Genomic DNA, 17805 nt, shown 5'->3' on the forward strand with positions numbered 1-17805 from the left:
CTGCCCCTACACTCCCTGCAACGATAAGGTTGGGGAGGGCCGGGTATGGCGCGGATCACGCGGCGTGCGGGGTTGGGGTTGGCAGCGGCGGCACTCGCCGCGCCCGCTCTCGGGCAACAGCAATGGCCGCCAGGGCCGATCCGCTTCATCGGCATCTTCCCGCCAGGCGGGGGTACCGACATCCTCTCCCGCCTCTGGTGCCAGAAGATGTCGGAGATCACCGGCGAGCAGTTCATCGTCGAGAACCGCAGCGGCTCGGCCGGCAATATAGGCACCGAGGCCATCGCCCGCAGTGCGCCGGATGGTCGTACCATCGGCCTCGGCAGCGTCGCGCCGCTGGCGATCGGCCCGACCCTCTACCGGCGACTGCCCTTCGACCCGACCAGGGACTTCACCTATATCGGCGGGCTCTGGCAGTTGCCGAACCTGCTCGTCGTCAACCCGGAGGTGCCGGCGCGCACGGTGCCGGAGCTGATCGCCCTGGTGAAGGCCAACCCGGGCAGATACACCTACGCTTCCTCCGGCTCCGGCACGACGGTGCATCTCTCGGGCGCGATGTTTGCGGCGCAGGCCGGGCTGGAGCTGATCCACGTCCCCTATCGCGGCGGAGCGCCGGCGCATATCGACCTGATCGCCGGGCGCGTCCACATGATCTTCGACAACATCCCCCAGGCCCTGCAGGAGGCGAAGGAGGGGAAGGTGAGGGCGCTTGCCGTCACCGGCGCGAAGCGCAGCCCGCAGGCGCCCGACATCCCCGCCATGGCGGAATTCCTCCCCGGCTTCGAGATCACTTCCTGGGGCTCCGCCGTCGCCCCCGCCGGGCTGCCCACGTCGATGGTGCTGCGCATGGCCGCGCTGACCCGCCAGGCGCTGGAGAGCCGCGACCTCGCCGCCCGCTTCGAGGAGAACGGCGCGATGCCCTGGATCGCCGGGCCCGAGGAGCTGGCCGCCTTCCGCGCCGCCAACGAGGCTGCCTTCGCCCCCGTCATCCGCGCCGCCGGCGCCCGGGTGGATTGAGCGCCATGACCCTGTCCCGCCGTGCCATCCTCGGCCTGCTCCCCGCCCTCGCGGCGCCGGCCCTCGCCCAGTCCGGCGACTGGCCGAACCGCACCGTTCGCTACATCAATCCCTACCCGCCGGGCGGGCCGACCGACACGCTCTCGCGCCTCTACTGCGCCCGGATGTCGGAGCTCACCGGTCAGCAATTCGTCGTCGAGAACCGCAGCGGCTCCGGCGGCAATGTCGGCGCCGATGCGATCGCCAAGTCGGCGCCGGACGGCTACACGATCGGCCTCGGCGGCGTCGCCTCGCACGCCATCGCGCCGACGCTCTACCGCAGCCTGCCCTTCGACCCTGAGCGGGACTTCACCCTGGTCGCCGGCCTTTGGCAGCTGCCGAACCTGCTGGCGGTGCATCTCGGCGTCGCGGCGCGGAGCGTGCCGGAGCTGATCGCCCTGTTGAAGGCGGCGCCTGGCGAGTACAGCTTCGGCTCGGCGGGCTCGGGGACCACGCTCCACCTGGCGGGCGAGATGTTCAAGCAGCTTGCCGGCGTCGAGATGGTGCACGTTCCCTACCGCGGCAGCGCGCCGGCGCAGCTCGACCTCGTCGCCGGCCGCATCTCGATGATGTTCGACAACATCCCGGGCACGCTCTCCCTCTCCCGCCAGGGCCAGGTGCGGCCGCTTGCCGTCACCTCGCTGAACCGCAGCGCGGTGGCGCCGGAGATCCCTGCGATCAGCGAATACCTCCCTGGCTTCGACGTCGTCTCCTGGACCTGCGTCTGCGGCCCGGCCGGCCTGCCGCCCGCCGTGGTGCAGCGCATGTCGACGCTCACCAAGCAGGCGCTGGAGAGCCCGGCCGTGATCCGCGCCTATCAGGAGCTGGGCGCCAGCCCCTGGTGGACCGGCATCGAGGAGATCGCCACCTATCGCACGGCGCAGAAGGAGCGGCTGGCGCCCTTGGTCCGCGCCTCCGGGGCCAGGGTGGATTAGCCAGGGCGGGCGGTGCATGATCCGCCCCCGACAGCAAGGATCATCGCATGACCGACCAGAAGCTCGGCACCGGCGCCACCGCCACGGCCGGCCACACCGTCGAGGTGCACTACACCGGCTGGCTCTTCGACGCCTCCCAGCCGGAGAACAAGGGCCGGAAATTCGACAGCTCGCGCGACCGGGGCGAGCCCTTCCGCTTTGAGCTCGGCGCTGGCCACGTCATCGCCGGCTGGGACCAGGGCGTCGAGGGCATGAAGGTCGGCGGCCAGCGGACCCTCACCATCCCGCCGGAACTGGGCTACGGCGCCCGCGGTGCCGGCGGCGTCATCCCGCCGAACGCGACCCTGGTCTTCGACGTGGAACTGCTCGGGGTGGGCTGACCACCGCGCCGCCGTCTGGTAAACAGCGGCGGTGGCCGGGTTAGCACAGGGGTAGTGCAGCTGATTTGTAATCAGAAGGTCGGGGGTTCAAATCCCTCACCCGGCACCAGCAAACTTGAAAGGTCGATGCTGGCCTGCATGGCTGCGGATGCCGAGCATTGGCAGTCCGTTGGTGTCGCGGACAGGGCCGGCTGGGCAGGTTCCCACCGCGTCGTGACCAAAAGGCACTACCCACGCTGAGATGCGCGGGAGCCGCTGCCGGGCCTACTCCGGTTGCGCGCCGCTGACCTTCACCATCTCCGCCCAGATCGGCTTCTCGCGTGCCAGCCGCTCCGCCAGCCCCTCGGGCGTGGAGCCGGTCAGCCGCGCGCCCATCGTCAGTGCGCGCTGTTGCAGTGCCGGGTCAGTCCAGGCGGCACGCACTTCGACCGAAATGCGGTCGACGACCGCCCGCGGAGTACCGCGCGGCGCTGCCCACAAATGCCAGGGCGACACCTCGAAACCAGGGATGCCGGCCTCCGTCATGGTCGGCACTTGCGGCAGTGTTGGCCAGCGCTGCGGCAGCGCCACGGCGAGGGCCCGCATCCGGCCTTCCTGGATCACGCCCACATAGGAGGCAAGGTTGTCCACCGCGTACTGGATGTCACCCGAGAGGAGCGCGGGGATGGTCTGGGCGCCGCCGCGGAAGCTTACATGTTGAGCCTCGAATCCGGCCCGGCCAGCCAGGTAGGCGCCGGACAGATGGATGGTGGTGCCGACGCCGGAGGAGCCGAAGCTGATCTTGCCGGGCCGTGCCTTCGCCCAGGCGGCGAATTCCTGCAGCGTCTGTGCCGGGACGTGCTGCGCCGCAACGACCGCGACATTGGGCAGGTCCCACATCGCGCTGATCCAGGCGAAGTCCCGCTCCGGATCATAGGGCAGGGTTCTGAAAAGATGCGGATTGATCAGCAGGTTGTGCATGCTGACGGTGCCGATGGTGTAACCGTCCGGCGCAGCGCGGGCGAGCGCTTCCGCGCCGATGTTGCCGGAGGCGCCTGTGCGCGTTTCCACCACGAAGGGCTGGCCAAGGCGCTGCGTCATCTGCTCGGCGGCCAGCCGCGTCATGACGTCGAGCGAGCCGCCTGGCGGGAAGCCAACGATGACGCGCACCGGCCGGTTCGGCCAACTTTCCTGGGCCTGGCCCATGACGGGCAAGGCGGCGAGCATGGGCGCCCCAAGCAGCGCGCGGCGATGCAGCAATGGATGTTCCTCCCGTTATTCCTTGGCGTCAGGCTAGCACCGGCCTGGAAGGCTGCGGTAGCGCGACGATCGGCCTGCAGGCAGCCACGCCAACTGGCGGTATGGAACGAAAGCCGGCGTCGGGCGACGCCACGGCAGCATGGGGCCCGCGTATCCGAACGCGCGGGACCTTGACGGGCAGCCGCGCCAGGTGCCGACCGGTCAGCTATGCGGCGCCGGCGGACGGGCCCGATACCTCCGGATGGCCTCCTGTCGCCAGCTTCCCGCCGCCCTGACGATCCGCGTTGACAGCGCCGCGCGCGGCGCAGCAGCCTCTCCCCGTCCAGGAAGCGAGCCGTCCGGCAAGGACAGGCCAGGCAAGATAACGATCGGGGAGGACCACATGCATCTGCCACGCCGGGCCTTGTTGCGTGCCGCGGGCGCCGCGACACTCATCCTTTCGCCAGACGCGAAGGCAGCCTTGCCGCAAGGCTTGGTCCGCATCCTTGTGGGGTTCCCGCCCGGCGGCGGGACCGATGTGATGGGCCGCATCATTGCAGAGACGCTGCGCAAGCGCGGCAACCTGAAGAATGTCGTCATCGAGAACCGAGCGGGCGCAAGCGGGACGCTGGCCTGCGAGGCGTTGAAGCACGCGACGCCGGACGGCACCACGTTGCTCTTCGCGCCCAGCGCCTCCACCGTCCAGCCCGTCCTGACCTTCCGAAAGCTGCCCTGGGATCCCCGCACGGATTTCGCGCCGGTGACCATGACCGGCACGGTTCAGACCTGCTTCGTCCTGGCGCCGGGACTTCCGGTGAAGAATTTTCCCGACTACGTCGCCTGGCTGAAGGCCGATAGGCGCCGCGGCAGCTTCGGCAGCACCGCGCTCGGCTCCTCCACCCACTTCTTCGGCCTGCAACTCGGCGGTGCCTTCGGCATCGAGCTGGAACCCGTGGGATACCGGGGCGCGGCACCGCTGATCTCGGATCTCGCGGCCGGGCATATCGCAGCGGGTTGCGGCGGCGTGTCCGACTTCCTGACGCATCACAAGGACGGAAAGCTTCGGATCGTCATCACCTCGGGGCCCCGGCGCGGCATCACCACGCCAGAGGTCCCGACCATCGCCGATCTCGGGCACCCGGATCAGGCGAGCTTCGGCTTCTATGCCTTCTACGCGCCAGCCGGCACGCCGGCGCCCCTCATCGCAGCGCTGAATGCCGAGTTGTCGGGAGCGACGATGGAGCCGGAGGTGAAGTCCCAGCTGCTGGCGATCGGGCTGGAGCCTGAGGTCTCCACGCCCAACGAACTGGGAAAGGTGCTGGCGGAGGATATCGAGCGCTGGCGCCCGGTGGTGGAGAAAAGCGGCTTCAGGGTGGATTAGCCCCCCTCAAACGCTCGGTGCAAAAGCACGAGTTGCGGCGGCTGGTTGCAGACGATGGCGGAGCGCGCGGTCGTGCGCGGTGCCGTATTCGAGGGCCGCCGCTCAAGAGGGCGCCGTCCGGTGGACCTGGCAGCCGGGGCTGCTAGCCTCCTCGCCATGCATGCTGTGCCGATCTGCCTGTGCATCCTCTTCCTGGCCTCTCCGGCCTTCGCCCAGCCGGGCTCGCCGGGCGCACCTCCCAGACTGCCGCAGCGCGTCGGGGCATGCGTCGAGACGAGGGTGGAAGCGGTCGACACCCGGCTGGTCGGTGGAGACAACCGGCCGGTTCCCGGCAGCGGTTCGGCTGTGCGCTTTGCCAATGGCGGCTACCAGGTCGGCTACGATACCGTGCCCGGCATCGAGGACAGCCGGCGCGGCGATCGCGTCCTGATGTGCCTCGTCGCCCTGCCATCGAACTGCCCTCCTGGCGACAGCCGCGGCCGGGTCTACACCGTGACAAACCTCCGCACCCTCCAGTCCTGGACACGGCCGGATGCATCGCATCGCTGCAGCGGCGCCTGACAGCCGGGCGCGACAGCGGCGCCCGGCACGCGTGCCTGTCCCGTTGGTCCATCCATGCGCCCAAGCCTAGTGGAGGCCGAGAAGGCCGTAGATGCGCCGGACATACTGGCCGAAGGCCTCGCTCGTCTTGATGTCGAGGCCGCGCTCCGGCGGCAGGTCGATGGCAAAATAGTCCGACATCCGCGCCGGCCCGGCCGTGAGCACGGCGCAGCGCTCGCCGAGGAACACCGCCTCCTGGATGGAATGGGTGACGAAGAGGATGGTCTTGCCGCTCTCCTGCCAGATGCGGCGCATCTCGAGATTCATCTTCTCCCGCGTCAGCGCGTCCAGCGCCCCGAAGGGCTCGTCCATCAGGATCAGCTTCGGATCATGGACCAGGGCGCGGGCGATGGCGGCCCGCTGCTGCATGCCGCCCGAAAGCTCGTAGGGGTAGCGGTCCTCGAAACCCCGGAGGCCGACCAGGGCGAGCAGCTCGCGCGCCCGCACCTCCGCCGCCCGGCGTGGCAGGCCAAGGATCTCGGCCGGCAGCATGACGTTGCGCAGGACGGTGCGCCATTTCAGCAGCAGCGCCTGCTGGAACACCATGCCGACATCGCGGCCGGGGGTGAAGGCTCCGGCCGCGCCGCCGATCCGCACCTCGCCGCCATCCGCGTCGTGCAGCCCGGCCAGGATCTTCAGCACGGTGGTCTTGCCGCAGCCGGAGGGCCCGACCAGCGCCACCATGTCGCCCTCGGCCACCTCCATGGTGACGTTGGAGACGGCGGTGAAGGCCCGGCCGCCGCGGCGATAGGTCTTGCTGACATCGCGCAGACGGATCAGCGGCTCGGCGCTCATGCGAGCCAGCGTTCCCGGTTGGCGGCGACGAAGGCGTCGTCAGCGAGGTCGGCATGCTCGCGGCAGACGCGGTCGATCAGCGCCGCCTGGCCGGGGCTCAGCCCCTCCGCAGGGTTGAGGCACCAGATGCCTTCCAGCAGGCCCTGGCGGCGCAGCACCTCGTGGCAGCCGGCGATGCAGCCGTGGAAGTCGTGCGCCACGTCGAAGAAGGCGGCATTGCAGTCGGTGACGCGGGCATCGAGGGCGAGCAACTCGGCCGGAACCGCCGCGCCCCCCGCCGCCTGCAGCCGCGCCAACAGCTGCACCGCTTTCTGCGTCCAGACCGACCAGTGGCCGAGCAGCCCGCCGCGGAAGCGCACCGTCACCGGCTGGCCCTCCCGCATCGCCACGAAGGGCGTCAGCAGGTCGAGCACGATATGGTCGTCATTGCCCGTGTAGAGGGTGATGCGCTCCTCGGCCCCGGCGGCGACCAGGCCGCGCACCACGTCCAGCGTGCGGTAGCGGTTGAAGGGCGCGGCCTTGATGGCGACGACATTGTCGATGCCGCAGAAGCCGGTCCAGAATTCCGCGTCCAGCGGCAGGCCGCCGACCGCGGGCTGGAGGTAGAAGCCGACCAGCGGGATCTCCTCGGCGACGCGGCGGCAATGGGCGAGCACCGCCTCCGGCGTCGCACCGCGCAGGGCGGCGAGGCTGAGCAGCCCTGCATGGTAGCCGAGCGAGACGGCCAGCCGCGCCTCCCGCACCGCCTGGTCCGTGCCGCCGCAGAGCCCGGCGATCATCACCAGCGGCCGGTCGGTCCAGCCGCGCGCATCCTCCATCGCCGCCGCCAGCACCGGCTCGTAGAGCCCGGCCTCGCGGATCTCGAACTGCGTGGTGTGGACGCCGACCGCGAGGCCGCCCGAGCCGGCATCGACGTAGTAGCGGGTCAGCGCCCGTTGCCGGCGGCGGTCGAAGCGCCGGTCGGCATCGAGCGCCAGCGGATGGGCGGGGATGACCGTGCCCTGGGCGAGCAGGTCGCGGACGGCCCCTGGAATGGCGGAACGGTGCATCGAGCCCAACTCCCTGTCGTTATCCCAATTCCGGCCCGGCAATGAGGAAGAGCCGGGCGTCGTCGCCGAAGCCGGTCTCCCGCCCCAGCGCCATCCGCAGATAGGGCCGCTCCTCGCGGAAGCCCGCCTTCGCCAGCAGCGTGGCGAGGCAGAACCAGCGCCGCGGCAGGTCGAGCAGCACCGGACCCCGCGCCCGGCCGAGCGCGGCCCCCAGCAGCCCGGCCGCCGCGGCCTCGTTCGCCGCCACCATCGGGCCAAGCTGCAGCGCCTGGCGGCCGGGCCGGGCGAGGATGAAGCCGGAGCCATCCGCCAGCATCAGTGCCGCCTCCGGCGTCCGGCGCCAGAGGTCGGCGAGGATGTCGGGCCGCGCCACGCCGAAGGCCGCCGCATCCAGGGCCACGAGGGCCGGCAGGTCGGCCGGCTCCACCAGGCGCAGCCCACCGGGCAGGTCCGTGCCGCCCTGCCCCTCGCCGCGCCAGCGCATCAGCGGAAAGACCGGGCGGAAGCCAAGCGGGCGGTAGATGCGCTCGCCCGCCGGCGTCGCATCGAGGAAGGCCACCTGCCCCGCCGCCTCCAACGCCGCCATCGCCTCCCGCAGCACGGCGGTGCCGAGGCCGCGGCCGCGCGCCGCCTCCGTCACCAGCACCATGCTGATCCAGCCGAAGGACCCGTAGGGCAGCACCGCCCCCGTCGCCTGCCAGCCGCCATCCGCGCCGCGCAGCCCATGCACCGCGCCATGGCGGAGGAAGAGGCGCCAATCCTCCGCCACCTGGTTCCAGCCCGCTTCCGCCGAGAGCGCGAGCGCGCCCGGCAGGTCCGCCTCCTCCAGCCGGTGAAAGGCGGCGCTAGTAGGCACCGTCCCGCACCTCGAAATGCGTCGGCTTGCCGAAGCTCGGCTGGTCCCGCGCCACCCAATCCGCCACCCAGTCCATCATCCGCCCGAGCGGCACCACCGGGTAGCCGAACAGCGCCGCGGCCTGGCCGGCGTTGTTCAGCCAGGCGGTTGGCGCCTCCTCGCCCTGCAGCACGGGCGGCTTGCCGAGGCGTTCCCCGAAGGCCTTGGCCAGCCAGCGCACGGAGATGGTCTCCGGCCCCGTCACGTTCAGCGGGGAGACGGGGACGGTGGCATGGCGGAGGCAGCGCAGCGCCTGGCTGTTGGCATCGCCCTGCCAGATGACGTTCACATGTCCCATGGTGACGTCGATCGTCGCGCCGTCCCGCACCGCGCGGGCGATGTCGAAGAGCACGCCGTAGCGCAGGTCGATCGCGTAGTTCAGCCGGAAGATCCGGCCCGGCGTGCGGTGGCGGGCGGAGAAGTGGCTCACCAGCCGCTCCCGCCCGATGCAGGAATTGGCGTATTCGCCCGGCGGGGTCAGCGGGCTGTCCTCGGTGGAGCCGCCGCTCGCCACCGGGACGAAGGGATAGACGCAGCCGGTCGAGAAGGTGACGATCCGGGACTCGCGGAAGGCTTCCGCCACCAGGCTCGGCGCATGGACGTTCATCGCCCAGGTCAGCGGCTGGTCGCCCTCGGCGCCGAATTTCCGCCCGGCCATGAAGACGATGTTGGCCACGCGCGGCAGCCGCCCCACCGCCTCGCGGTCCATCAGGTCGCAGGCGATGGTCTCGACGCCGTGGCGGCCGAGCGCCTCGCGCAGGCCGGGCTCGCTGAAGCGGGCGACGCCGATGACTCGCTTGCCGGGCGCGGCGTTGCGGGCGAGGCGCGCGAGGCTCGGCCCCATCTTGCCGCCGACGCCGAGCACCATGATGTCGCCCTCGACCGCGGCGAGGTCGGCGGCGAGGGCGCGGCTGGGCCGGGCGAGGAAGTCATCGAGCGCCTCGGCATCGGCGAAGCCGGTGGGCAGGGTGGCGGCGTCGAGCCAGTCGGTCATCCGCTTGTCCTCGCATCGCGGGGGAGGGCGATCCGCTCCAGCAGCAGCACCGCGCCGTAGAGAACGATGCCGAGCAGGGTGATCAGCAGCACGGCCATGAACATGGCCGGGGTGTCGAGCGAGGCCTGCACCTGGATCATCAGGTAGGCGAGGCCCCGGTCGGAGGCGATGAACTCGCCCACCACCGCGCCGGCGACGGCGAGGATGGCGGCAACCTTCATGCCGGAGAAGATGTAGGGCAGCGAGCCCGGCAGCTGGATGGTGCGGAACATCGCCCAGCGCGAGCCGCGCAGCGAGCGGACAAGGTCGAGCAGGTCCGGCTCCACCTCGCGCAGCCCGCGCAGCGTGGTCAGCAGCACGGGGAAGACGCAGAGCGAGAAGACGATCAGCATGTTGGTGCCGAGGCCGTAGCTGAACCAGGTGATGACCAGCGGCCCGAGCGCCACCTTCGGGATCATGTTCAGCGTGACCAGCAGCGGGAAGACGGCGAGCGTCAGCAGCCGCGACCAGGAGAAGGCGAGCGCCAGCGCGACGCCGACGACGACCGAGAGCGCATAGCCGCCGAGAATCTCGAGCGCCGTGACCCAGGTATTCGCGATCCACGCATAGTTCGCGCCGCCGAGCGTGGCGAGGATGTCGCTCGGCGCTGGCAGGATCACCGGCGGGAGCCCCGAGGCGCGGACGCCGAACTGCCAGGCGAGGACCAGCGCCGCATGCACGGCGACGGTCGCCAGCGCGTGCAGCAGCGTGGCGCGCAGGGCGGGGTCGCTCGGCGCCGGGTCCTGCTGCTGCGCTGCGGCCTCCATGCCCGACCTCATCCCCTGGCGAGGCGGGAAGGCTAGGCGGCCCGGCCATGTTTTGTCAACCAACCAGTTGACTGAATTGAGTTCACGGGCGAAGGGCGCGCAGGGTGAAGTCGATGACGTGCCGCCGGCGTGCCGACACCGCCCGCGCCGCGCCCAGCTCCCGCCCGAAGATGGCGGAGAGGCTGCTGTTGTTCGAGAAGTAGAAGTAGGAGAGGGCGGCGATGGAGATATAGACCTGCACCGGGTCGAGATCGGCACGGAAGATGCCGGCCTCCCCGCCCCGCCGCAGCGTCTCCCGCAGCAGGTCGACCAGGGGCGAGTGCATGGCCTGCAGCCCGTCGGCTTCGCGGAGATGCGGCGCGCCCAGGCGGTTCTCGTCGTTCAGCAGGGCGACGAATTCGGGGTGCTCCAGCAGGTAGTCGAAGGAGAAGCCGACCAGCCGCTCCAGCGCCGCCTCGGGCGGCAGGTTGGCCAGGTGCAGCGCACGCTCGGCTGCCCGGATGCCGGCATAGACCTGCTCCAGCGAGGCCCGGTACAGCGCCTCCTTGTTGCCGAAATGGTGGTAGACGAGCTGCTTGTTCACCCCGGCGCGGCGGGCGATCTCGTCGACGCGGGCGCCGGCCAGGCCCTTCTCGGCGAACTCCGCCGTGGCGGCGGCGAGCAGGGCGCGCTGTGTCGCTTCCGGGTCGCGCTGGCCGCGGGGGCGCTCGGGGGCAGCGGGCAGGCTCGCTCGGGACATGATTCACTCTATCAACCAACCGATTGGTTGGATAGCATCGCCGCCCGGAGCTGACGCAAGAAAGGGGTTTGAGCCAATGGCAAAAGCCGAAGCCGCGGCAAGCCGCCGCGCCGTCCTGGGTGGCCTCGCCGCCGCCGCGATCCTCGGCCGCGCCCGGGCCGCCGAGCCGGTGAACCTCGTGCTGAACTGGACGCCGACCGCCGACCACGCGCCCTATTACTACGCCAAGGCCCAGGGCTGGTACGAGCAGGCCGGCATCGACCTGACGATCGAGACCGGCCGTGGCTCCGGCGCCGCCGCGCAGCGGGTGGCCGCCGGCGGCGCGCAACTCGGCATCGCCGACATGGCGACCGCGATGCTGGCGCGCAGCCGGGGCTCGAAGCTCGTCGCCGTCATGGTGGTCTATGCCAACTCGCCGCAGGGCTTCTACTGGCTGAAGAGCAGCGGCATCGGCGGGCCGCGCGACTTCGCCGGCCGCTCCATCGGCAACCCTCCGGGCGATGCCTCCCGCGTCATGTGGCCGGCCTTCGCCAAGACCGTCGGCATCGACCCGGCCAGCGTCCGCTTCGTCAATGTCAGCCCGCAGGCCAAGATGCAGGCGCTGCGCAGCCGCAGCATCGACATCACCAGCGACTTTTACAACGAGCACGACCTCAAGCTGCGCCTGTTCGGCGATGACCTCGGCTTCCTCGCCTGGCGCGAGATCGGCCTGAACACCTACGGCAATTCCATCCTTGCGAACGAGGAGGTGCTGCGGGCGAAGCCGAAGCTGGTGGAGGATTTCGTCCGCGTCTCGCAGCGCGCCTTCGCCGCCGCCGTGCAGGATGTCGGCCCAGCGCTGCGCGCCCTGCTGGCCGCCGTCTCGGGGCTCGACGAGGCCAACCAGCGCGACCAATGGCGCCGTATCCTCGAGCTGATGCGCGACCCGACGACGGAAACCGTCGCCCTCGGCGCGTTCAAGCCGGAGCGGGTGGCCGCAGATTACGAGCTGCTGCGGACCTACTTCGAGAATGTCCCGGCGATGCAGCCGGAGGCGGCCTTCACCAACCGCTTCCTCGATACGGCCATCCGGATGCCCGCTGCCTAGCCCTTGGCCCCTTGCTGTCGCGGGAGCGAAAGCCGCCGGTCAGTCGCGCGCCATCCCGAGGTCCCGCAGGACCTGGCGGTTGCTGTCGCTTTCCGCGGCGAAGCGCGCCCGGAACTCGGCCCCCTCGGCATAGCTGGGCACGGCGTTGAGGCGGCCTGCGGCGGTGCGGAAGCCCTCGCTCGCCACCGCCTCGGCGCAGCCGCGTTGGAGGACGGCGGCGATGGCGTCCGGCAGGCCGGCCGGGGCGACGAGCCCGCCGGCGGAGCTGCCGATGATCGGGTAGCCGGTCTCGGTCACGGTGGGGACCTCCGGCAGGGCGGGGAGGCGCTCCCGGCTGAAGGTCCCGCCGACCGGCAGGCCGGTGGAAACGGGGATCGACGGGCTTTCGACGAAGGCCATGATCTGGCCGCCGAGCGCCGCCTGGGCCATAGGCCCGGCGCCGGTGAAGGGCGCGTGCAGGGCGTCCACCCCGGCAAGGCGCAGGAGGCGCGCGATGAGGATGTGCTGGGTGCTGCCCTGGCCGGGCGAGCCGTAGACCAGGGCCTCGGGCCTGGTGCGGCCGAAGGCGACCATGCCGGCGATGTCGTGGAACGGCGCGTCGCGGCCCAGGACGAGGACCTGCGGGTTGTCGTAGACGAGGCAGAGGAAGCGGAAGCTGTCGAGCGAGTAGCTGAGCGGGACGAGATGCGTCTGCGCCGTCAGCGGGGTGTTGGGCGAGAGGCCGATCGTGTAGCCGTCCGGCCGGGCCCGGGCAATCTCGGCATCGCCGATCGTGCCGGAGGCGCCGCCGCGGTTGACCACCACGATGCTCTGGCCGAGCGCGCGCGACAGCGATTGCTGCAGGGCGCGGGCCATCAGGTCCGTGTTGCCGCCCGGCGGGTAGGGCACGATGAGCTGGATGGGGCGTGCGGGATAAGCTTCCTCGGCCATGGCGCCGGCGCCGAGCGCCAGCAGCGGGGCCAGCAAGCCGAGGCAGCGGCGGCCCACCCGGTTCCACCATCCATGGCGCATCACATCCTCCCCCGTCCACCCGATGGGGGCATGGAAGCCGCACGGAGCCGTCCGAACAAGCCCCGGTCACGGCGCGGCCTCCGCCGTTGCGCGGCATGCCGGCGGTCCATAAGCTCCGCGGCCAGGAGGAACTCCGCCATCATGCCACGCCCGCGTGTCGGGGCCTGACGCGCCGTGCCCGGCACCCTGCCCATCCTGATCGCCGGCGGCGGAATCGGCGGCCTCGCCACCGCGCTCGGCCTCGCCCGCCGCGGCATCGCCAGCCTGGTGCTGGAGAAGGCGCCGGAGCTCGGCGAGATCGGCGCCGGCATCCAGCTCGGCCCCAACGCCTTCCATGCCTTCGACGAGCTCGGCATCGGCGACACCGCGCGCGCCATGGCCGTCCATATCGACCGGCTCAGGCTGATGGATGCGGTGGATGGCCGGGAGATCACCCATATCGATCTCGGCGAGGGCTTCCGCCGCCGCTTCGGCAACCCCTATGCGGTGATCCATCGCGGCGACCTGCATGGCGTCTTTCTCGAGGCCTGCCGCGGGAGCCCGCATGTCGCGCTGCGCACCGCGAGCGCCGTGCGGGGCTACGAGCAGGAGGGCGGCAGCGTCACCGCGCTGCTGGCCGATGGCAGCCGCGTCGCCGGCGCGGCGTTGATCGGCGCGGACGGGCTGTGGTCCAGCATCCGGCGCCAGCTGGTCGGCGACGGCCCGCCCCGCGTCTCCGGCCACACCACCTACCGCTCCGTCATCCCGACCGAACGGATGCCGGAAGAGCTGCGCTGGAACGCGGCGACGCTCTGGGCCGGGCCGAGATGCCACATCGTCCACTACCCCTTGCAGGGCTGGAAGCTCTTCAACCTCGTCGTCACCTACCACAACGACGCGCCGGAGCCCGTCGCCGGCAAGCCCGCCGCCTTCGAGGAGGTGATGCACGGCTTCGAGCACATCCACCCGCTGGCGCAGAGCATCATCCGCCACGGCACCGACTGGAAACTCTGGGTGCTCTGCGACCGCGAGCCGGTGGAGCGCTGGGTCGATGGCCGCGTTGCCCTGCTCGGCGACGCCGCGCATCCGATGATGCAGTACATGGCCCAGGGCGCCTGCATGGCGATGGAGGATGCCGTCTGCCTGGCGCGGATGGTGGAGGCGCATCCCGGCCGCATCGAGGCGGCGCTCGAGGCCTATCGCCAGCGCCGCCTGCTGCGCACCGCCCGCGTCCAGTTGCAGTCGCGCGCGATCGGCGAGCATGTCTACCATCCCGCCGGGCCGCATGCGCTGCTGCGCAACGCCATCATGTCGGCCAGGAGCTCGGAGGAGTGGTACGAGGTGATGGCCTGGCTCTATGGCGGCCCCGGGCCGGACGCCGCCTGAGGAGGACGCATGGACCAGCCCCCGACGCCCAGCCGCCTGCACGGCTACTACCGCTCCACCGCCGCCTGGCGCGTGCGCATCGCGCTGAACCTGAAGGGCCTCGCCGTCGGGCATGCCTTCCACCACCTGCGGCGCGGCGAGCAACGCGCGCCGGCCTTTCTGCGGCTGAACCCGCAGAGCCTGCTGCCCGCGCTGGAGCTGGGCGATGGCGCGACGGTGCTCACCCAGTCGCTCGCCATCTGCGAATGGCTGGAGGAAACCCGCCCCGCCGCTGCTACCGGGCGACGCGGCGCAGCGCGCCCGCATCCGCGCCTTCGCCCAGGCCATCGCCTGCGACATCCATCCAGTGCAGAACCTGAAGGTGCTCGACCGCCTGCGCGGCCTCGGCCTACCGGAGGAGGCGGTGACCGGCTGGGCGCGCGAGGTCATCGCCGAGGGCCTCGCCGCCTGCCAGGCGCTGGCGCCGGCGGGGGAGGGGCCCTTCCTCTTCGGCCCGGCGCCCGGCCTCGCCGAGCTTTGCCTGGTGCCGCAGCTCTTCAACGCCCGCCGCTTCGGCGTCAACCTCGCCTCGCTCGGCCGGCTGCTCGCGGTCGAGGCGGCCTGCCAGGCGCTTCCGGCCTTCGCCGAGGCCGCGCCGGACCGGCAGGCGGATGCCGAATAGGCGTTACCCGCAATTCCCTACCCGCATTGGCCCGGGCGGCCTTCGATGAAGTCGAGCAGGCAGGGCGCGTAGCGCTGGGTGAAGGCCGGTTCCGACCCGCCGCCATGCCCGGCCAGGCCCGCCGGCCGGTCGAGGAAGAGCAGCGCCTTCACCCGCCGCGTCAGCGCGTGGAACAGCCGGGCCCGCGCCGCCGGATCCGGGTCGAATTCGTCGCCCTCGAAGGTGGCGACGGCGACGCGGGCGTCGCGGTTGCGGGCGCGCTCCAGCACCTCGCGCAGCTCCGCCACCGCCCAGCCCCATGCCGGGCTGCCGCGCGGCCCATGCGCTGCCGGGGCGATGGCCACCACGCCATCGACCAGCCCCGGCTCGTCCAGCGCCTGCAAGGCATTCCAGGCCCCGCGCGACTGCCCGCCGACGATGATCCGCTGGTAGCCCTGTGCCCGCAGCGCCCGCAGCGCGCCGCGCAGCCAGCCAGCGGCGCTCTCGGTCTCGTCCAGCAGCGGGTCGCGGTCGAAGCGCAGCACGTCCCAGCCGGCATTGTTGAACAGCCGGACATGCGGCTGCGGCTGGCTGCCGCGGCTGTCCTGCCCGCCGGCGGCCCTTCCATGCGCCCAGACATAGGCCCCGCGCGCCACCCGCGGCCCCTGCCAGAGGAAGCGCCCGTCCGGCACCATCGCCCAGCCCGGTCCGCCCTGCATCGGCCGGGCCGGGGCCGGCGGCGGTGCCCCTTCGCGCCCCGGCCAGACCACGGCGAGGTCGCGCGCATAGATGCGGCAGCCCTCGTCCCGCCCGCCCTCGCCGACCCACTGGGCGCAGAGGGCGAGGGCCCTCGCCTCGGTGGTGGCGAGGTCGGGCTGCGCCGCCGCCCAGCCCCAGGCCCCGCTTGGGCTGAGGGCAAAGGCGCGCGGCGTCGATTGCCGGAGGAAGCGCGCGTAGTCGGCATGGCCCTCGGCGCCAAGATGCGGCACCGCCTCCACGTCCAACACGGAGATCGGCTCGGCGGCGGCGGGGGCAGCAAGGGCCAGCATCAGGGCTAGCCACAAAACTATGTGATATCCCATGTTCGTGATGGAACCATGGGACCTGCCGCCAAATCAACACAAATGGCTCGTTGTCAGCCGCGGCGCGGCACAACCAGCTTTGGCACGATCACCTGTACCACCTCGTCCCGCTGGTTGAGCGTGGTGCAGCGCGCGCGAAGCACGCCCTGGCGCGGCTTCGACTGGCTCAGCCGCACCTCCAGCACCTCGATCTCCAGACGCAGCTCATCCCCCGGCCGTACCGGCCGCGGCCAGGCCAGCTCCTCCATCCCGCCGCCGATGATGCCGCCCACGGGGCGGAATTCGCTGCCGACCAGCAGCTTCATGGTGAGCGAGGCAGTATGCCAGCCGCTCGCCGCCAGCCCGCCGAACAGCGTGCCGCGGGCCGCCGCGTCGTCGAGGTGGAAGGGCTGCGGGTCATACTCGCGCGCATAGGCGATGATCGCCTCCGGCGTCACCGTCAGGCGGTCGGAGCGGAAGATCTGCCCCGGCGCAAAATCCTCGAGATACCGTTCCTCCATCGCCCTGGCCCCCTTCACCTGCGGACGGAGTTTGCCCTCGCGGCGAAGGCCAGCGCCAGCGCCCCGCCGCCGGCCACGGCGAAGGCGCCGCGGTAGCCGATCACCGCCATCCCCAGCCCGAAGGCCAGCGAGCCGGCGCTCTGCCCGAGGAAGAGCGCCAGGGCGAAGGCGCCGACCGCCGTGCCGCGCGCCTCCGGCAGCGCCTCCGTCGCCCGCGTCTGCAGCACGCCATGGAACATGTAGAAGGCGAGGCCGAGCACCACCTGCAGCCCCGCCACCGCCTCCCAGCGATCGGTGAGCGCCAGCAGGCCGAGCGCGATGGCTACCGCCACCCCGCCCAGCGTCAGCAGCCCCCGCTCGCCGAAGCGCGCCAGCAGGGGCCGTGCCATACGCGTATAGGCGAAGGCGCCGAGGCCGAAGCCGGCGACGATCAGCCCCGCCTCCGCCGCATTGCGTCCGAATTGCTCGATCAGGAAGGAGCCGATGAAGGGAAAGGCCCCGCCGAACAGCAGGAACCCATCGAAGAAGGCGAGGCCGGCCAGCCACCGACCGGAGGGCTTGCCGAGCAGCTCCAGATAGGCCCGCATGCCGCGCCCGCCGCCGTTCTCCTCCGGCCGCCGCCAGAGCGCGGGCCCGAGCCGCCAGGCGAGCAGCCCGCCCACCGCCAGCGCCATCCCGCCCAGCAGCAGGAAAGGCAGCCGCCAGCCCGCCGCCTCCGCCACCATGCCGCAGGCCGGGCCGGCGATGAGCTGCGCCATCACCATGCCGGTGAGGAAGCGGCTGATCGCCACCTGCCGCTCCGCATAGGGCACCGCGTCGGCGATATGCGCCATCAGCAACGGGATGACGGCGCCGGCGAAGAACCCGCTCCAGGCGCGGAGCGCGATCAGACCGGGCAGGGCTGTGGCGAAGCCGCTCGCCACCAGGCCGAGGCCGAAGAGCAGCACCGCCAGGCAGGCGATCCGCACCTTGCCCAGCCGGTCGCCGAGCGGCCCGGCCACGAGCTGCACCAGCCCGTAGGGCAGGACGAAGCCCGCCACCACCGCACTTGCCTGCGAGACATTGACCTCGAAGGCGCGGGCGATGGCGGGCAGCAGCGGGTCCAGCATCCGCATGCCGGAGCCGGTGGTGAAGCCGGCAAGCGCCAGCAGGGCGATGGGGATGGCGGGCGGCATGCGCGGCGATAGGGAGCCGCTTGCCGCGCCGCGTCAAGCGGCGGCGCCTCCGTTGACAGCGGCGCAACGGGCGCCGAGCCTTGCGGCAGGGGAGGGA

The 17805-nt window shown here is 71.6% G+C and carries 19 protein-coding genes, 1 tRNA gene and 1 pseudogene; 10 read left to right on the forward strand and 11 right to left on the reverse strand.

Annotated features, from left to right (window positions below):
- Window positions 1-45 precede the first annotated feature (45 nt).
- From JMJ56_RS12825 to JMJ56_RS12840, 4 genes are all read left to right on the forward strand, one after another.
- Window positions 46-1017 (forward strand): Bug family tripartite tricarboxylate transporter substrate binding protein, encoded by a 972-nt coding sequence (locus tag JMJ56_RS12825; RefSeq protein ID WP_202832157.1) that lies wholly within the window; start codon window positions 46-48, stop codon window positions 1015-1017.
- Window positions 1018-1022: 5 nt separating this feature from the next.
- Window positions 1023-1991 (forward strand): Bug family tripartite tricarboxylate transporter substrate binding protein, encoded by a 969-nt coding sequence (locus JMJ56_RS12830; RefSeq protein WP_202832158.1) that lies wholly within the window; start codon window positions 1023-1025, stop codon window positions 1989-1991.
- A gap of 47 nt (window positions 1992-2038) precedes the next feature.
- Window positions 2039-2371 (forward strand): FKBP-type peptidyl-prolyl cis-trans isomerase, encoded by a 333-nt coding sequence (locus JMJ56_RS12835; RefSeq protein WP_202832159.1) that lies wholly within the window; start codon window positions 2039-2041, stop codon window positions 2369-2371.
- 34 nt (window positions 2372-2405) lie between these two features.
- Window positions 2406-2480: transfer RNA gene (locus JMJ56_RS12840), tRNA-Thr, on the forward strand.
- Between the two features lie 155 nt (window positions 2481-2635).
- On the opposite strand, the gene JMJ56_RS12845 is transcribed toward JMJ56_RS12840, so the two are convergent.
- Window positions 2636-3610: a Bug family tripartite tricarboxylate transporter substrate binding protein gene (locus tag JMJ56_RS12845; protein ID WP_202832160.1), complete on the reverse strand. Its 975-nt coding sequence runs from the start codon at window positions 3608-3610 to the stop codon at window positions 2636-2638.
- Between the two features lie 382 nt (window positions 3611-3992).
- Between JMJ56_RS12845 and JMJ56_RS12850 the strand changes: the two genes are divergently transcribed.
- Together JMJ56_RS12850 and JMJ56_RS12855 are read left to right on the forward strand one after the other, a co-directional pair.
- A complete protein-coding gene (locus JMJ56_RS12850) occupies window positions 3993-4970 on the forward strand; it encodes a tripartite tricarboxylate transporter substrate-binding protein (protein WP_202832161.1) in 978 nt (325 codons plus the stop codon).
- Window positions 4971-5090: 120 nt separating this feature from the next.
- A complete protein-coding gene (locus JMJ56_RS12855) occupies window positions 5091-5531 on the forward strand; it encodes a hypothetical protein (RefSeq protein ID WP_202832162.1) in 441 nt (146 codons plus the stop codon).
- Window positions 5532-5597: 66 nt separating this feature from the next.
- On the opposite strand, the gene JMJ56_RS12860 is transcribed toward JMJ56_RS12855, so the two are convergent.
- From JMJ56_RS12860 to JMJ56_RS12885, 6 genes are all read right to left on the reverse strand, one after another.
- A complete protein-coding gene (locus JMJ56_RS12860; RefSeq protein WP_202832163.1) occupies window positions 5598-6365 on the reverse strand; it encodes an ABC transporter ATP-binding protein in 768 nt (255 codons plus the stop codon).
- On the reverse strand, window positions 6362-7414 hold the full coding sequence (locus JMJ56_RS12865) for a dihydrodipicolinate synthase family protein (protein ID WP_202832164.1): 1053 nt from the start codon (window positions 7412-7414) through the stop codon (window positions 6362-6364). The genes JMJ56_RS12860 and JMJ56_RS12865 overlap by 4 nt, the downstream gene beginning before the upstream one ends.
- A gap of 19 nt (window positions 7415-7433) precedes the next feature.
- On the reverse strand, window positions 7434-8270 hold the full coding sequence (locus JMJ56_RS12870) for a GNAT family N-acetyltransferase (RefSeq protein ID WP_202832165.1): 837 nt from the start codon (window positions 8268-8270) through the stop codon (window positions 7434-7436).
- Window positions 8260-9303, reverse strand: coding sequence for an NAD-dependent epimerase/dehydratase family protein (locus JMJ56_RS12875; protein ID WP_202832166.1), 1044 nt, complete (start codon window positions 9301-9303; stop codon window positions 8260-8262). The genes JMJ56_RS12870 and JMJ56_RS12875 overlap by 11 nt, the downstream gene beginning before the upstream one ends.
- Window positions 9300-10109 carry an ABC transporter permease gene (locus JMJ56_RS12880; protein ID WP_236037706.1) on the reverse strand — a complete coding sequence of 270 codons (810 nt, stop codon included), beginning with the start codon at window positions 10107-10109 and terminating at the stop codon, window positions 9300-9302. Before JMJ56_RS12880 ends, JMJ56_RS12875 begins: the two co-directional genes overlap by 4 nt.
- Before the next feature lie 82 nt (window positions 10110-10191).
- Entirely contained in the window at window positions 10192-10848 is a 657-nt protein-coding gene (locus JMJ56_RS12885) for a TetR/AcrR family transcriptional regulator (protein ID WP_202832168.1), read from the reverse strand.
- Between the two features lie 76 nt (window positions 10849-10924).
- On the opposite strand from JMJ56_RS12885, the gene JMJ56_RS12890 reads away from it, so the two are divergent.
- Window positions 10925-11935, forward strand: coding sequence for an ABC transporter substrate-binding protein (locus JMJ56_RS12890; RefSeq protein WP_202832169.1), 1011 nt, complete (start codon window positions 10925-10927; stop codon window positions 11933-11935).
- A 39-nt stretch (window positions 11936-11974) separates the two neighbouring features.
- Here the strand turns inward: JMJ56_RS12890 and JMJ56_RS12895 are convergent, their stop codons facing one another.
- The gene (locus JMJ56_RS12895; RefSeq protein ID WP_202832170.1) at window positions 11975-12946 is read right to left on the reverse strand and encodes a tripartite tricarboxylate transporter substrate binding protein; all 972 of its coding nucleotides are present in this window, start codon (window positions 12944-12946) and stop codon (window positions 11975-11977) included.
- Window positions 12947-13120: 174 nt separating this feature from the next.
- Here JMJ56_RS12895 and JMJ56_RS12900 point away from each other — a divergent pair, with 174 nt between their 5' ends.
- The 3 genes and pseudogenes from JMJ56_RS12900 to JMJ56_RS12905 all read left to right on the forward strand — a co-directional run bounded on the left by JMJ56_RS12900 (window position 13121) and on the right by JMJ56_RS12905 (window position 14972).
- The gene (locus JMJ56_RS12900) at window positions 13121-14311 is read left to right on the forward strand and encodes a 3-hydroxybenzoate 6-monooxygenase (RefSeq protein ID WP_202832171.1); all 1191 of its coding nucleotides are present in this window, start codon (window positions 13121-13123) and stop codon (window positions 14309-14311) included.
- Between the two features lie 9 nt (window positions 14312-14320).
- Window positions 14321-14518: pseudogene (locus tag JMJ56_RS36200) on the forward strand (glutathione S-transferase N-terminal domain-containing protein); the annotation flags it as partial.
- Window positions 14517-14972, forward strand: a complete 456-nt coding sequence (locus JMJ56_RS12905) for a hypothetical protein (protein ID WP_328702370.1) — start codon at window positions 14517-14519, stop codon at window positions 14970-14972. The pseudogene JMJ56_RS36200 and the gene JMJ56_RS12905, both read left to right, overlap by 2 nt.
- A 17-nt stretch (window positions 14973-14989) precedes the next feature.
- Here JMJ56_RS12905 and JMJ56_RS12910 read toward each other — a convergent pair whose 3' ends face one another.
- From JMJ56_RS12910 to JMJ56_RS12920, 3 genes are all read right to left on the reverse strand, one after another.
- Window positions 14990-16000, reverse strand: coding sequence for an alpha/beta hydrolase (locus tag JMJ56_RS12910; protein ID WP_202832172.1), 1011 nt, complete (start codon window positions 15998-16000; stop codon window positions 14990-14992).
- An 86-nt stretch (window positions 16001-16086) separates the two neighbouring features.
- On the reverse strand, window positions 16087-16533 hold the full coding sequence (locus JMJ56_RS12915) for a MaoC family dehydratase (RefSeq protein ID WP_202832173.1): 447 nt from the start codon (window positions 16531-16533) through the stop codon (window positions 16087-16089).
- A 14-nt stretch (window positions 16534-16547) separates the two neighbouring features.
- Window positions 16548-17708 carry an MFS transporter gene (locus JMJ56_RS12920; protein ID WP_202832174.1) on the reverse strand — a complete coding sequence of 387 codons (1161 nt, stop codon included), beginning with the start codon at window positions 17706-17708 and terminating at the stop codon, window positions 16548-16550.
- Between the last annotated feature and the right edge of the window lie 97 nt (window positions 17709-17805).

This window comes from Belnapia arida, assembly GCF_016773205.1.
GTDB classification, from domain to species: domain Bacteria; phylum Pseudomonadota; class Alphaproteobacteria; order Acetobacterales; family Acetobacteraceae; genus Belnapia; species Belnapia arida.

Bases quoted from the DNA above. Each gene is read 5' to 3' on its own strand.
- JMJ56_RS12825 (WP_202832157.1), top strand. From the start codon at position 46: ATGGCGCGGATCACGCGGCGTGCGGGGTTGGGGTTGGCAGCGGCGGCA.
- JMJ56_RS12830 (WP_202832158.1), top strand. From the start codon at position 1,023: ATGACCCTGTCCCGCCGTGCCATCCTCGGCCTGCTCCCCGCCCTCGCG.
- JMJ56_RS12835 (WP_202832159.1), top strand. From the start codon at position 2,039: ATGACCGACCAGAAGCTCGGCACCGGCGCCACCGCCACGGCCGGCCAC.
- JMJ56_RS12850 (WP_202832161.1), top strand. From the start codon at position 3,993: ATGCATCTGCCACGCCGGGCCTTGTTGCGTGCCGCGGGCGCCGCGACA.
- JMJ56_RS12860 (WP_202832163.1), bottom strand. From the start codon at position 6,365: ATGAGCGCCGAGCCGCTGATCCGTCTGCGCGATGTCAGCAAGACCTAT.
- JMJ56_RS12865 (WP_202832164.1), bottom strand. From the start codon at position 7,414: ATGCACCGTTCCGCCATTCCAGGGGCCGTCCGCGACCTGCTCGCCCAG.
- JMJ56_RS12875 (WP_202832166.1), bottom strand. From the start codon at position 9,303: ATGACCGACTGGCTCGACGCCGCCACCCTGCCCACCGGCTTCGCCGAT.
- JMJ56_RS12880 (WP_236037706.1), bottom strand. From the start codon at position 10,109: ATGGAGGCCGCAGCGCAGCAGCAGGACCCGGCGCCGAGCGACCCCGCC.
- JMJ56_RS12885 (WP_202832168.1), bottom strand. From the start codon at position 10,848: ATGTCCCGAGCGAGCCTGCCCGCTGCCCCCGAGCGCCCCCGCGGCCAG.
- JMJ56_RS12890 (WP_202832169.1), top strand. From the start codon at position 10,925: ATGGCAAAAGCCGAAGCCGCGGCAAGCCGCCGCGCCGTCCTGGGTGGC.
- JMJ56_RS12895 (WP_202832170.1), bottom strand. From the start codon at position 12,946: ATGCGCCATGGATGGTGGAACCGGGTGGGCCGCCGCTGCCTCGGCTTG.
- JMJ56_RS12905 (WP_328702370.1), top strand. From the start codon at position 14,517: ATGGCGCGACGGTGCTCACCCAGTCGCTCGCCATCTGCGAATGGCTGG.
- JMJ56_RS12910 (WP_202832172.1), bottom strand. From the start codon at position 16,000: ATGCTGGCCCTTGCTGCCCCCGCCGCCGCCGAGCCGATCTCCGTGTTG.
- JMJ56_RS12915 (WP_202832173.1), bottom strand. From the start codon at position 16,533: ATGGAGGAACGGTATCTCGAGGATTTTGCGCCGGGGCAGATCTTCCGC.
- JMJ56_RS12920 (WP_202832174.1), bottom strand. From the start codon at position 17,708: ATGCCGCCCGCCATCCCCATCGCCCTGCTGGCGCTTGCCGGCTTCACC.